This window comes from Streptomyces sp. SAS_272, assembly GCF_052543235.1.
Genome location: NZ_JBMNDR010000001.1, coordinates 215318 through 227146, shown reverse-complemented (window position 1 = coordinate 227146; position 11829 = coordinate 215318). Strand labels below are relative to the sequence as shown.

General features: G+C 71.9%; 13 protein-coding genes. 8 read left to right on the top strand and 5 right to left on the bottom strand.

All coding sequences use genetic code 11. The features are described 5' to 3' along the window. Positions 1–2: 2 nt before the first annotated feature. The 3 genes from ACN6LD_RS00940 to ACN6LD_RS00930 all read left to right on the top strand — a co-directional run bounded on the left by ACN6LD_RS00940 (position 3) and on the right by ACN6LD_RS00930 (position 2747). Entirely contained in the window at positions 3–1034 is a 1032-nt protein-coding gene (locus ACN6LD_RS00940; protein ID WP_319187580.1) for a ketoacyl-ACP synthase III, read from the top strand. A gap of 81 nt (positions 1035–1115) precedes the next feature. After that, a complete protein-coding gene (locus tag ACN6LD_RS00935; RefSeq protein WP_057583001.1) occupies positions 1116–1364 on the top strand; it encodes an acyl carrier protein in 249 nt (82 codons plus the stop codon). Positions 1365–1466: 102 nt separating this feature from the next. After that, entirely contained in the window at positions 1467–2747 is a 1281-nt protein-coding gene (locus tag ACN6LD_RS00930) for a beta-ketoacyl-[acyl-carrier-protein] synthase family protein (RefSeq protein WP_266717250.1), read from the top strand. A 126-nt stretch (positions 2748–2873) separates the two neighbouring features. On the opposite strand, the gene ACN6LD_RS00925 is transcribed toward ACN6LD_RS00930, so the two are convergent. Beyond that, a complete protein-coding gene (locus ACN6LD_RS00925; protein ID WP_319187578.1) occupies positions 2874–3368 on the bottom strand; it encodes a DUF3145 domain-containing protein in 495 nt (164 codons plus the stop codon). 281 nt (positions 3369–3649) lie between these two features. Here ACN6LD_RS00925 and ACN6LD_RS00920 point away from each other — a divergent pair, with 281 nt between their 5' ends. After that, complete coding sequence (locus tag ACN6LD_RS00920) at positions 3650–4543, top strand: SGNH/GDSL hydrolase family protein (RefSeq protein WP_445042201.1); 894 nt, start codon at positions 3650–3652, stop codon at positions 4541–4543. 15 nt (positions 4544–4558) lie between these two features. After that, entirely contained in the window at positions 4559–5536 is a 978-nt protein-coding gene (locus tag ACN6LD_RS00915; RefSeq protein ID WP_445042200.1) for an aldose epimerase family protein, read from the top strand. Between the two features lie 272 nt (positions 5537–5808). Here the strand turns inward: ACN6LD_RS00915 and ACN6LD_RS00910 are convergent, their stop codons facing one another. Further along, a complete protein-coding gene (locus ACN6LD_RS00910; RefSeq protein WP_445042199.1) occupies positions 5809–6654 on the bottom strand; it encodes an EI24 domain-containing protein in 846 nt (281 codons plus the stop codon). Positions 6655–6908: 254 nt separating this feature from the next. On the opposite strand from ACN6LD_RS00910, the gene ACN6LD_RS00905 reads away from it, so the two are divergent. Beyond that, the gene (locus tag ACN6LD_RS00905; RefSeq protein ID WP_445042198.1) at positions 6909–8084 is read left to right on the top strand and encodes a serine hydrolase domain-containing protein; all 1176 of its coding nucleotides are present in this window, start codon (positions 6909–6911) and stop codon (positions 8082–8084) included. Positions 8085–8181: 97 nt separating this feature from the next. Here ACN6LD_RS00905 and ACN6LD_RS00900 read toward each other — a convergent pair whose 3' ends face one another. Continuing rightward, positions 8182–9201: an NADP-dependent oxidoreductase gene (locus ACN6LD_RS00900; RefSeq protein WP_319187572.1), complete on the bottom strand. Its 1020-nt coding sequence runs from the start codon at positions 9199–9201 to the stop codon at positions 8182–8184. A gap of 115 nt (positions 9202–9316) precedes the next feature. Here ACN6LD_RS00900 and ACN6LD_RS00895 point away from each other — a divergent pair, with 115 nt between their 5' ends. After that, positions 9317–9790, top strand: coding sequence for a MarR family winged helix-turn-helix transcriptional regulator (locus tag ACN6LD_RS00895; RefSeq protein ID WP_319187570.1), 474 nt, complete (start codon positions 9317–9319; stop codon positions 9788–9790). Here the strand turns inward: ACN6LD_RS00895 and ACN6LD_RS00890 are convergent. After that, complete coding sequence (locus tag ACN6LD_RS00890; protein WP_445042197.1) at positions 9787–10644, bottom strand: GntR family transcriptional regulator; 858 nt, start codon at positions 10642–10644, stop codon at positions 9787–9789. The two genes, ACN6LD_RS00895 and ACN6LD_RS00890, sit on opposite strands and share 4 nt — an antisense overlap. Continuing rightward, a complete protein-coding gene (locus ACN6LD_RS00885) occupies positions 10641–11183 on the bottom strand; it encodes a GntR family transcriptional regulator (RefSeq protein WP_445042196.1) in 543 nt (180 codons plus the stop codon). The genes ACN6LD_RS00890 and ACN6LD_RS00885 overlap by 4 nt, the downstream gene beginning before the upstream one ends. A 166-nt stretch (positions 11184–11349) precedes the next feature. Between ACN6LD_RS00885 and ACN6LD_RS00880 the strand changes: the two genes are divergently transcribed. Further along, positions 11350–11787 carry an ATP-binding protein gene (locus ACN6LD_RS00880; RefSeq protein ID WP_445042195.1) on the top strand — a complete coding sequence of 146 codons (438 nt, stop codon included), beginning with the start codon at positions 11350–11352 and terminating at the stop codon, positions 11785–11787. Positions 11788–11829: the final 42 nt, after the last annotated feature.

The window sequence follows — 11829 nt, the reverse complement described above, 5'->3', positions numbered from 1 at the left end:
TGATGGCGAAGATCAAGCCCAGTAAGGGCTCTCCGTACGCGCGCATCCTCGGCGTCGGCGGCTACCGGCCGACCCGGGTCGTGCCCAACGAGGTGATCCTGGAGACGATCGACTCGTCCGACGAATGGATCCGCTCGCGCTCCGGCATCGAGACCCGGCACTGGGCGAACGACGAGGAGACCGTCGCCGCCATGTCGGTCGAGGCGTCCGGCAAGGCGATCGCCGACGCCGGCATCACCGCCGAGCAGATCGGCGCGGTGGTCGTCTCGACCGTCTCGCACTTCAAGCAGACCCCGGCCGTGGCGACCGAGATCGCCGACAGGCTCGGCACGAACAAGGCCGCCGCGTTCGACATCTCGGCCGGCTGCGCGGGCTTCGGCTACGGCCTGACCCTCGCCAAGGGCATGGTGGTGGAGGGATCCGCCGAGTACGTGCTCGTCATCGGCGTGGAACGGCTGTCCGACCTGACCGACCTGGAGGACCGTGCGACGGCCTTCCTGTTCGGCGACGGCGCCGGCGCCGTCGTCGTCGGCCCGTCCGACGAACCGCACATCGGCCCGACCGTGTGGGGCTCGGAGGGCGACAAGTCCGAGACCATCAAGCAGACGGTGCCGTGGAACGAGTTCCACGCCGGGGACGTGACCAAGCTCCCGCTCGACAGCAAGGGCAACGTCAAGTTCCCGGCGATCACGCAGGAGGGCCAGGCGGTCTTCCGCTGGGCCGTGTTCGAGATGGCGAAGGTCGCCAAGGAGGCGCTGGACGCCGCCGGCATCACCGCCGACGAACTGGACGTCTTCATCCCGCACCAGGCCAACGAGCGGATCATCGACTCGATGGTGAAGACTCTCAAGCTGCCGGAGACGGTCACGGTCGCCCGTGACGTGCGCACCACCGGCAACACCTCGGCCGCCTCGATCCCGCTCGCGATGGAGCGGCTTCTGGCGACCGGTCAGGCGAAGAGCGGCGACACCGCGCTCGTCATCGGATTCGGGGCGGGTCTCGTCTACGCAGCCACTGTCGTTACCCTCCCCTAGGCACTCCGTGCCGGATCATCCGGTCCGGGACGGGAAACACCCCCAGCCACACCCTCTGGAAAAGCAAAGAAGGAGCGCCACATGGCCGCCACTCAGGAAGAGATCGTCGCCGGTCTCGCCGACATCGTGAACGAGATCGCCGGCATCCCGGTTGAGGACGTCCAGCTGGACAAGTCCTTCACCGACGACCTGGACGTCGACTCGCTGTCCATGGTCGAGGTCGTCGTCGCCGCCGAAGAGCGCTTCGACGTCAAGATCCCGGACGAGGACGTCAAGAACCTCAAGACCGTCGGCGACGCGACGAGCTACATCCTCAAGCACCAGGCCTGATCTACCGATCACCTGGGCTGAACTGCCCCGCCACCCGGCGGTGGCGCCGTTCTCCCCGCTGAGGCGGGGGCAGTCCTCCTCGCAACGTTGGAGAAAGAATCCGTGAGCCCGACCAATCGCACCGTGGTCGTCACCGGTATCGGCGCAACCACACCGCTGGGTGGCGACGCAGCCTCTACCTGGGAGGGCCTCGTCGCCGGCAAGTCCGGCGTCAAGGCACTGTCCCAGGAGTGGGCGGCCGATCAGGCCGTCAAGATCGCGGCCCCGGTCGCGGTGGAGCCCCTCGAGGTCATTCCGCGGCCGCAGGCCCGCAAGCTGGACCGCTCGGCGCAGTTCGCGCTGATCGCGGCCCAGGAAGCCTGGAAGGACGCCGGGTTCTCCGGCAAGGCCGGTGAGGACGGCAGTGACGGCAAGGTCGACCCCGACCGGCTCGGCGCGGTCATCGCCTCCGGCATCGGCGGCGTGACCACTCTGCTCGACCAGTACGACGTGCTGAAGGAGAAGGGCGTCCGCCGCGTCTCCCCGCACACCGTGCCCATGCTGATGCCGAACAGCCCGTCCGCCAACGTGGGTCTGCTCGTGGGCGCCCGCGCGGGCGTGCACACGCCGGTCTCGGCGTGCGCGTCGGGCGCGGAGGCCATCGGCTACGCCATCGAGATGATCCGCACGGGCCGCGCCGACGTCGTCGTGGCCGGCGGCACCGAGGCGGCGATCCACCCGCTGCCCATCGCCGCGTTCGGCAACATGATGGCGATGTCCAAGAACAACGAGAACCCGCAGGCCGCCTCGCGTCCCTACGACGTCGCCCGCGACGGCTTCGTCATGGGCGAGGGCGCCGGCGTGATCGTCCTGGAGTCCGCGGAGCACGCCGCCGCGCGCGGCGCCCGGGTGTACGCCGAGGCCGTCGGCCAGGGCATCTCGGCCGACAGCCACGACATCGTGCAGCCGGAGCCCGAGGGCCGCGGCATCGCGCACGCCCTGCAGAACCTGCTGGACAACACCGACCTGAACCCGGCGGAGATCGTGCACGTCAACGCGCACGCCACCTCCACGCCGGCCGGTGACGTGGCCGAACTGAAGGCGCTGCGCAAGGTCTTCGGCGACGACGCGGACCACTTCGCGGTCTCCGCGACCAAGTCCATGACCGGTCACCTGCTGGGCGGCGCGGGCGGCGTCGAGTCCGTCGCCACCGTGCTCGCGCTGTACAACCGGATCGCCCCGCCCACCATCAACGTCGAGAACCTCGACCCCGAGGCCGAGGCGAACGCGGACATCGTGCGCGGCGAGGCGCGCAAGCTGCCCGTCGAGGGCCGTATCGCCGCCCTGAACGATTCGTTCGGGTTCGGCGGGCACAACGTCGTCCTGGCGTTCCGGACGGTCTGATCCGCGCAGTCCACGCGAAGTGGCCCGGACCCTCACGGGGGTCCGGGCCACTCGGCGTCGGGGGGCCGGCCGCGAGCCGGCGGGGCTGACCGCGCGGTTTCGCGCGGCGCCGGGAGACGGGGCGGGTCACACCACCTGGTGCAGCCAGCGCACCGGGGCTCCCTCGCCCGCGTGCCGGAACGACTCCAGTTCGTCGTCCCACGGCTTGCCGAGGAGCTTGGCGAGTTCGGCCTCGAGGTCCGTCTCGCCGCGCCGGCTGCGCAGCAGGGCGGCGCGCAGCCGGTCCTCGGGGATCAGGATGTCGCCGTGGATGCCGGTGACGGCGTGGAAGATGCCCAGGTCGGGCGTGCAGCTGTAGCGCTCGCCCTCGGCCGTGGCGCAGGGCTCGGCGGTGACCTCGAAGCGCAGCATCTGCCAGCCGCGCAGCGCGGAGGCCAGCTTGGAGGCCGTGCCGGCCTCGCCCTTGAAGGAGAACTCCGAGCGCCAGGTGCCGGGCGCGGCGGGCTGCCGGATCCAGTCGAGGCTGACGCGCGTGCCGAGCACCCCGGCGACGGCCCATTCGACGTGCGGGCACAGCGCGCGCGGCGCGGAGTGCACGTACAGAACTCCACGTGTCGTCACCGGGACCTCCGGGCAGAGCGGGACAGTCTTGCAGGCTGACAGGGCGGCGGTGGCAGGCAGCCGCGCTGATGGCGAGGCTACCGTGCGGCGGCGCAAGGAGTGTGACGTACCGTCGGTCCCAGTGCCGTGAAACGTCCGCCTTTCACTCGGCAGGACGCCTGTGCGGGCATGGAGCGTTCCATCTTGTGGGTGTCATTCGCCGGGAACCCCCGCGCGTTGTCATGAGGAGAGCGTGTTCGAAGATCGGACAGAGTCGGCGAAGTAGAGGGGAACACCAGCGGATGCGGATGCGAGACCGGCACGCGCGGGCCCTGCTCGCGGGCACGACGGCGGCCGTCCTGGGGCTGGCCGGCTGCGACGCGCAGGGGGGCGGCGACGCGGGGGCGTCGGGCACCCGGGCCCGGCAGGCGAAGCCGTCGCCCACGTCGCTGTGGGACTCCAGCCCCGACTCGGTTGCGGCGGTGGGCGACTCGATCACGCGCGGCTTCGACGCCTGCGGCGTCCTCGCGGACTGCCCCGAGGTGTCCTGGGCGACCGGCAGCAGCGCCGAGGTGAACAGTCTCGCCGTCCGCCTGCTGGGCGCGGCGAAGGCGGCCACGCACAGCTGGAACCATGCCGAGACCGGGGCGCGGATGGCGGACCTGCCGGCCCAGATGGTGCGGGCGGCGGCGGAGAAACCGCAGTTGGTGGCGGTGATGGCGGGCGCGAACGACGCGTGCCGGCAGTCGACGGCGGCGATGACGCCGGTGGCGGACTTCCGCGCCCAGTTCGAGGAGGCGCTCGGCACGCTGCGGCGCGCGCTGCCCAAGGCGCAGGTGTACGTGGCGAGCGTGCCGAACCTCAAACGGCTGTGGTCGCAGGGGCGGACGAACGCGCTGGGCAAGCAGGTGTGGAAGCTGGGCCTCTGTCCGTCGATGCTGGGCGACGCGGACGCGCTGGACTCGGCGGCGACGCTGCGGCGGGCGACCGTCCAGAAGCGGGTGGAGGCGTACAACACGGTGCTGAGGGAGGTCTGCGCGAAGGACGCGCGGTGCCGGTTCGACGGCGGCGCGGTGTACGACTTCCGGTTCGGCACGGACCAGCTGAGTCACTGGGACTGGTTCCATCCGAGCAAGGACGGGCAGGCGCGGCTCGCGGAGATGGCGTATCGCAAGGTCACCGCGAAGAGCTCGTGACCTAAAGTTCCGCCCATGAGCGAACACTTCGGAACACTTTCCGACGGCACCGCGGTGCACCGCTGGACCCTGGAGCGGGCGGGCACCCGGGTGCGGATCCTGTCCTACGGCGGGATCGTGCAGTCCGTCGAGGTCCCGGACCGCGACGGCCACCCGGCGGACGTGGTCCTGGGGTTCGCGGATCTGGACGGCTATCTCACCCACCCCGAGCCCTACCTCGGCGCGCTGGTCGGGCGGTACGCCAACCGGATCGCGCAGGCCCGCTTCCGGCTGGACGGCCTGACGTACGCGCTGGAGCCCAACAACGCGCCGAACTCCCTGCACGGCGGCGCCCGCGGCTTCGACAAGCGGGTGTGGGAGGTGGAGCCGGTCGAGCACGGGCTGCGGCTGAGCCGGGTCAGCGCGCACGGCGAGGAGGGCTTTCCGGGCCGGCTGGAGGTGTCGGCGACGTACACGCTCGACGGGTCGGGGGCGCTGCGCTTCGTGTACGAGGCGGTCACGGACGCGCCGACGACGGTCAACCTGACCAACCACAGCTACTTCAACCTCGGCGGCCCCGACAGCGGCGGCGCCGGCGGACACGAGCTGCGGCTGGCCGCCGCCCGCTACACGCCGGTGGACGCCGACCTGATCCCGACCGGGGAGCTCGCGCCGGTCGCGGACACCCGCTTCGACTTCCGCGCCTCGCGCAAGGTCGACTCCGGCTACGACCACAACTTCGTGCTCGACAAGGGCGTCACCGACGCGCCCGCCGAGGTGGCCGAGCTGCACGACCCGGCGTCCGGACGGGTGCTGACGGTGGCGACGACCGAGCCGGGGCTCCAGCTGTACACCGCCGACCACCTCGGCGAGCCGTTCGCGCCCGGCCAGGGCGTCGCGCTGGAGACCCAGCACTTCCCCGACTCGCCGAACCGCCCGGAGTTCCCGAGCACGGTCCTACGGCCGGGCGAGGTCTACCGGTCGGAGACGGTGTACGGCTTCTCGACCCGGTAGGCCCACAGAAGCCGAGGGGCCGGCCAGGCCCGGAAAAAAGCATTGCCCCGGTCCAGGGGTCAGGTCCCGGACCGGGGCTGTTCAAGGGGGCGACGGTCGCCTGATCACACGTTAATCGGCGCGGTGTTCCTCCGGTCGGGGTTCGAGCGGCCCGCCTGGATTTCGTACGAACCCTTCACAAAGAACCACCGGTCGTCCGCCTCGTCCCCGCACGCCGACGGCACGGCCGTCTCCGCCGTGGCGCCTTCTCGTCGCCGCCCCGAGCGGCGGCGTCACCGGTTCGTGGCGCCGGGCCGCCCGGACGCCTGGGACGCACCGGCGCCGTCTCCGCCGTCCGCCGCGTCCGCGTCGTCCGCCCCGTCGCCCTCGGAGATCTCCTCGCCGAGCAGTTCGCGGGCGAGCAGGGTGGCCCCGGCGACCGCGCCCGGCATCAGGAACACGGCGACGAAGGGGACCAGGAAGGCCAGCCCCAGAGGGGTGCCGAAGCCCCAGATCAGCGTCTTGCGGGTGCGGAACAGGGCGAGGCGGGCGCGCAGGTCGACGTCGCGGCGCTGGAGGGCGACGGCGGCGAGCTCCTCGGTGAGGAAGAAGCCGGTGACGAAGAACCCCAGCACCGGCACGACCGTCTGGCCGACGACCGGGATGAACCCGAGGGCGAACAGCAGCACCGCCCACACCAGCGCGCGGGCCAGGACGCGCAGGCTGTCCCGGGCGGAGATCCACAGTTCCCGCCAGAGCGGCAGCCCGGACTCGGGGGCCGTGCCGTCGGGCGAGACGTCCCGGTCGACCCGCTCGGAGAGGCTCTCGTAGAAGGGCTGCCCGATGAGCAGGGTCACGGCGGTGAAGGTCAGGACGGCGAGGAGAAGGCCGAGAGCGAACAGCACGGCGGTGAGGAAGCCGCGGAAAAGGCCGATCCAGGGGCTGCTCCAGTCGTCGGCGAACGGCGTCGCCCACCCCACGAAGTCCTCGCCCCACACCGCGAGCGCCACCAGGGCCGCAAGGTAGAGGACGAGCGTGATCAGGCCGGGGACCAGCCCGAACCCGTACTGCCTGCCGTGCCGGGCCACCCACCGCTGGCCCTTCAGCAGGTACCGGAAACCCACCCCGAGATCGCGCATGACCGAACTCTATCGGCCATGCTCACCTCACAATCGGGCGCCCGAGGGGGCCCGGATGGGCCATCCGGGGCATCGGTGACACCAACGCCCCCCTGCCGCAGTTGAGTCGAACAGGCACACCCCGCCGTACCGATCTCCGGAAGCAACGATCCCGGAACCCCATGTCCGGGATCGTCCGAAGGGCAGTTCCCGCAGGTCGCACAGGCGTCGATCACCAGGACACACGCAAGCAGCGGGCTGGTTGAGGAGAACGGATGACTCGATTGACTCGGACGACGAAGGAGATCCACGGCAGCGTCGCCGAAGGATTCGAAGCGGTGCGGGAGGAGTTCGCCGCGTTCGTGGCGAACGAACAGCCTGACTACGAAGGCCAGTTGTGCGCGTATGTGCACGGCCGGCGGGTCGTCGACCTGTGGGCGTCCGCGGACGGCGCCGGACCCGACTCCCTCTACGGGGTCTACTCGTCCACCAAGGGCGCCGCCCATCTGGTGGTCGCGCTGCTGGTCCAGGAGGGCACCCTGGAACTGGACCGCAAAGTCACCTACTACTGGCCGGAGTTCGCCGCCGAGGGCAAGGGGGCGCTGACCCTGCGGGAGCTGCTCGCGCACCGGGCGGGGGTGGTCGGCACGGACGGCGGGTTCTCGCCGCAGGAACTGGCCGACGACCGGCAGCTCGCCGAACGCCTGGCCGACCAGCGGCCGTTCTGGCGGCCGGGCACCGCCTTCGGCTACCACGCGCTGGTCATCGGGGCGCTCACCGGCGAGGTCGTCCGGCGGGCCACCGGCCGCACCCTCCAGGATGTGTACGCGGAGCGGGTGCGCGTCCCGTACGGGCTGGACTTCTTCCTGGGGCTGCCGGCGGCGCACGAACCGCGGTTCCGCACCGCACAGCCGATGGCGCCGACCGCCGAGCAGCGGGCACTGCTGGACGACCTGCCCGGCGGGCCCCACACCCTGGCCGCCGTCGCCTTCAACCGGCACGGCGCCCAGCCGACCGACCTCGAACTGCTGCCCAACGACCCGCTGATCCGGTCCCGGGGGCCGGCTTCCGTGGGCGGGGTGGCGTCGGCGCGCGGACTGGCCGGCATGTACGCGGCGGCGATCAGCGAGACCGACGGGAAGGCGCCGCTGCTGAAGGAGGACACCGCGGCGGAGTTCGGACAGCTGCACTCGGTGGGCTACGACGTGGTGGCGCGCTCGCACAAGGCGTACGGGCTGGGCTTCCAGGCGACCGCGGACAACTGGTACCCGTTCCTCGGCGTCGGCGCGTTCGGGCACAGCGGGGCGGGCGGCTGCCAGGCCTTCGCGGACCCGCGCAGCGGGCTCGCCTACGGCTACACGCGCCGCCGGTTCGCCTTCCCGGGCGGCGCCGCGCCGGAGAACGACCGGCTGGCGAAGGCGGCGCACGCCGCGGCCCTGGCACGGCCCTGACGGCGGGCGGCCGGTGGGGGCGGCAGGACGGGCGGTGTGCGCGGCGAGCGCTCCCGGCCGACGGCGCAGCGCGGGCCGGGGGTCCGGGCGGTCGGGGTCAGAGCTTGACGATCATCTTTCCGGTGTTGTCGCCGCGCAGGACGCCGAGGAACGCCTCGAGGTTGTTCTCGATGCCCTCGACGACCGTCTCGCGGTACTTCAGCTCACCGGAGCGGACCCAGGCGCCGACCTCCTGGACGAACTGCGGCTGCAGGTCGTAGTGGTCTCCGACGAGGAGTCCCTCGATGCGGCCGCGGGTCTGGATGAGGCGGGCGAGGTTCTTCGGGCCGGGGGCCGGCTCGGTGTTGTTGTACACGGAGATCATGCCGCAGATCGCGATGCGGCCCTTCTCGTTGAGGGAGCCGATGGCCGCCTCGAGGTGGTCGCCGCCGACGTTGTCGAAGTAGACGTCGATCCCGTCGGGGGCGGCGGCTCGCAGCTGCTCCGCCACGGGGCCGTTCTTGTAGTTGAAGGCGGCGTCGAACCCGTACTCCTCGACCAGGAGCTTGACCTTGTCGTCGGAGCCGGCCGAGCCGATGACCCGGGAGGCGCCCTTGAGCCGGGCGATCTGGCCGACCTGGCTGCCGACGGCGCCGGCCGCGCCCGACACGAAGACGGAGTCGCCCTCCTTGAAGGAGGCGGTGCGCAGCAGTCCGGCGTAGGCGGTGAGGCCGGTCATGCCGAGGACGCCGAGGTAGGTGGACAGGGGCGCGGCGTCGGGGTCGACCTTGACGGCCTGCTCTGCGGCGAAGACCGCGTACTCGCGCCATCCGCCGAAGTGCAGGACGTGGTCGCCGGGCGCGATGCCCTCGGCCTCGGAGGCGACGACCTCGCCGACCGCCCCGCCCTGCATGGCCTTGCCCAGCTCGAAGGGGGCGACGTAGGACTTGGCGCTGCTCATGCGGCCGCGCATGTAGGGGTCCACCGAGACATACGCGTTGCGCACCAGCACCTCACCCGGACCGGGTCGGCGGATCTCCGTCTCGGCCAGCTCGAAGTCCTCGGGCTTCGGCCAGCCGACGGGACGGCTGAGCAGACGCCATTCGCGGCCGGTGGAGGGGAGGGCCGAGTCAGTCATGAGGGGGCTGCCTTTCCTGTGCGGGAGAATGCTGTGCTGCGAAAATGCTTCACTACCTGAAACAACCATGCTCCTGAATATTTCAGGATGTCAAGTAAACGGGTACCCTGGATCCATGGCCGCCTCACATCCGACCCCTCGCCCAGCTGGTCCGACCTCCCTGCCCGACGCTCTGACCTCGGAGGTCGTCGAACTGATCGGCGAGGTCGTGGCGCGCTTCTACGAGGACTACGAGGACGCCGCCGCCGACCACTCCCTCACCGGGGCGCAGGCCCGGCTGCTGAGCCTGCTCTCGCGGGAGCCGCTGCCGATGCGCAAGCTGGCGCAGAAGCTGAAGTGCGAGCCGTCCAACGTGACCGGCATCGTCGACCGCCTGGAATCCCGGGGCCTGGTCGAACGCCGCCCCGACCCGGCCGACCGCCGGGTGAAACTGGCGGCGGCGACGGACGAGGGCCGCGACGTCGCCAAGGGGCTGCGCGAGTCGCTGCGGTTCGCGCGGGAGCCGCTGGCGGGACTGGCGGAGCAGGAGCGGGTGGCGCTGCGCGGGCTGCTGCAGCGGATGCTGGCGACGGAGGGCGGCAACCCCTAGGACCCGTCCGGCTCCTGCCGCTCCTGCGGTTCCTCCGGTTCCTGCCGCTCCTGCCGCTCCTGCCGCTCCTGCCGCTCCTGCGAGGTGAACTCGTACTGCAGCTCGTAGAGATGGCCCGCCTTCACCATGACGGTCACCTCGACGGGACGGCCGTCGTCGCCGCGGACGACGCGCAGGGTGCGCAGCACCGGCATGCCGCCGGTGAGCCGGAGTGCCTGGTACTGGTGCTGGGTGGGGACGCGGGCACAGACGCGGTCCGTGCTCAGCCGGGGCGGATGGCCGAGCTCGGTCAGCAGGGCGGGGGCGCCGCCCCTGATCCGGCGGCGCTCGGCCAGGGGCGTGCCGCGGGCGATGTCCAGCGGGTAGTAGGACTCGACCAGCTCGGCCGGCTCGTCGTCGACCAGGAGGATCTGGCTCCGCAGCAGGGCGGCGCCGTCCGTCGGCAGGTCCAGGGCGGCGCGGACGTCGGCGGGCGGGCGGCGCTCCGCGACCTCGAGGAGCTCGGTGCGGGCGTGCGTGCCGTGCTTGGCGGCCTCGGTGAGCCAGCGGTAGGGCGTCCCGGGCTCGGCGGGCCGCGCGAGGTCGGCGGGCCTGACCGTGCGCCGGCGGTGCGCTCGGACGGTGACGGCGGCGCCCGCCCGACCGACGACCAGCAGCTCTTCCTTGAGGAGTCGCAGAGCCTTCTGGACCGTGGCGCTGGACGCCCCGAACCGTTCCTTCAGCTGGGCGGTGGTGGGCAGGTTGGCGCCGGGAGCGAGCTCTCCGCTCATGATGTCGTCACGCAGATCGGCCGCGATGCGCTCATGGAGGGAGCGGCGGTCGACGGCTTCCGGTTCTGCCTTGGGCACGGTCATCCGATCCTGATCTGGTAGCGCAGCCTCTGCCGGAGGGCAGGCATCACCATACGGTCGACCTGGATCGGCCGGTCGTCGCGGTCGAGCGTGAGCCGGACCAGCCGCAGGACCGGTTCCTCGACGGCGGTCCGAAGGGCTCGGCGCTCCTCCTCGTCGGGCATCCCGGCCGTCACGTCCTCCCGGACGAGGACGCCGACGTGTCCGAGCTCGGCGAGCAGCGTGAGCGCACCGCCGGGGATCTTGGCCAGGCCGGCGAGACGGGTGCCGCCGGCTATGGCGACCGGGTAGTACGTGTCGGTGAGCTCGCTGGGCTCGTCGTCGAGGAGGATCAGCCGCCGGCGCACCACGACCGGATCGCCCTCCGGGACGCCGAGCAGCGCCGCGACCTCGGCGGGGGCGGGCGTCTCACCGGCGTGCACGATGCGCTGACCGCCGCGCCGGCCCTGCGCCGCCGCCTCGGCCGCCCAGGCGTCGCCCCGCCCGGGGTCCCATGGCGTCAGATACGGCAACGACGTGCTGACCCAACCGCTCCCACCCACGACGTCCTCCTGTACGGCCGACCGTTCCTGCGACCCTGCCGCCCTACACGGTAGGCGACTTGCCTCATCCGCCAACCGCCACCCTCAGCCACCCTCAGCCACCCCTGGCGACCTTGTTACCTTTCGCGAACAACAGTAAGGTCTCGCCGCAGGACGCCCCTGAACCATGGAGGTGCCCCCCGTGCCCCTGTCCCGGCACCAGTCACGGCAACGTCGTTTCCCCCGCACGCGCGCCTCCGTAGGGGCCGCACGCGCGTTCGTCCAGCAGGCCCTCACGGACTGGGGCTGCCTCGAACGGCTCGACGACGTCAAGCTGTGCGCGTCGGAGCTCGCCACGAACGCCCTGCTGCACGGCGCGCCCCCGGGCCGGCAGTACTGCGTGACGCTGACCCTCGACGGACATCTGCTGCGGCTCGCGGTGCGCGACACCGGCGACCGGCCCGCGCCCGCGGCCCCGCCGACCGAGGACGCGTGCTCGGGCCGGGGCCTGTACCTGGCCCGGGAACTGTCGGACGACCTGGGCGTCACCGAGCACGCCGTCGGCAAGACGGTGTGGGTCACCTTCAAGACGGACGTCCGCGCTCTCCTGTCGCCGGACGGGTGACGGCCAAGCGGCCCCGCGCGGCCGGCACGGCACGCTCGGGAC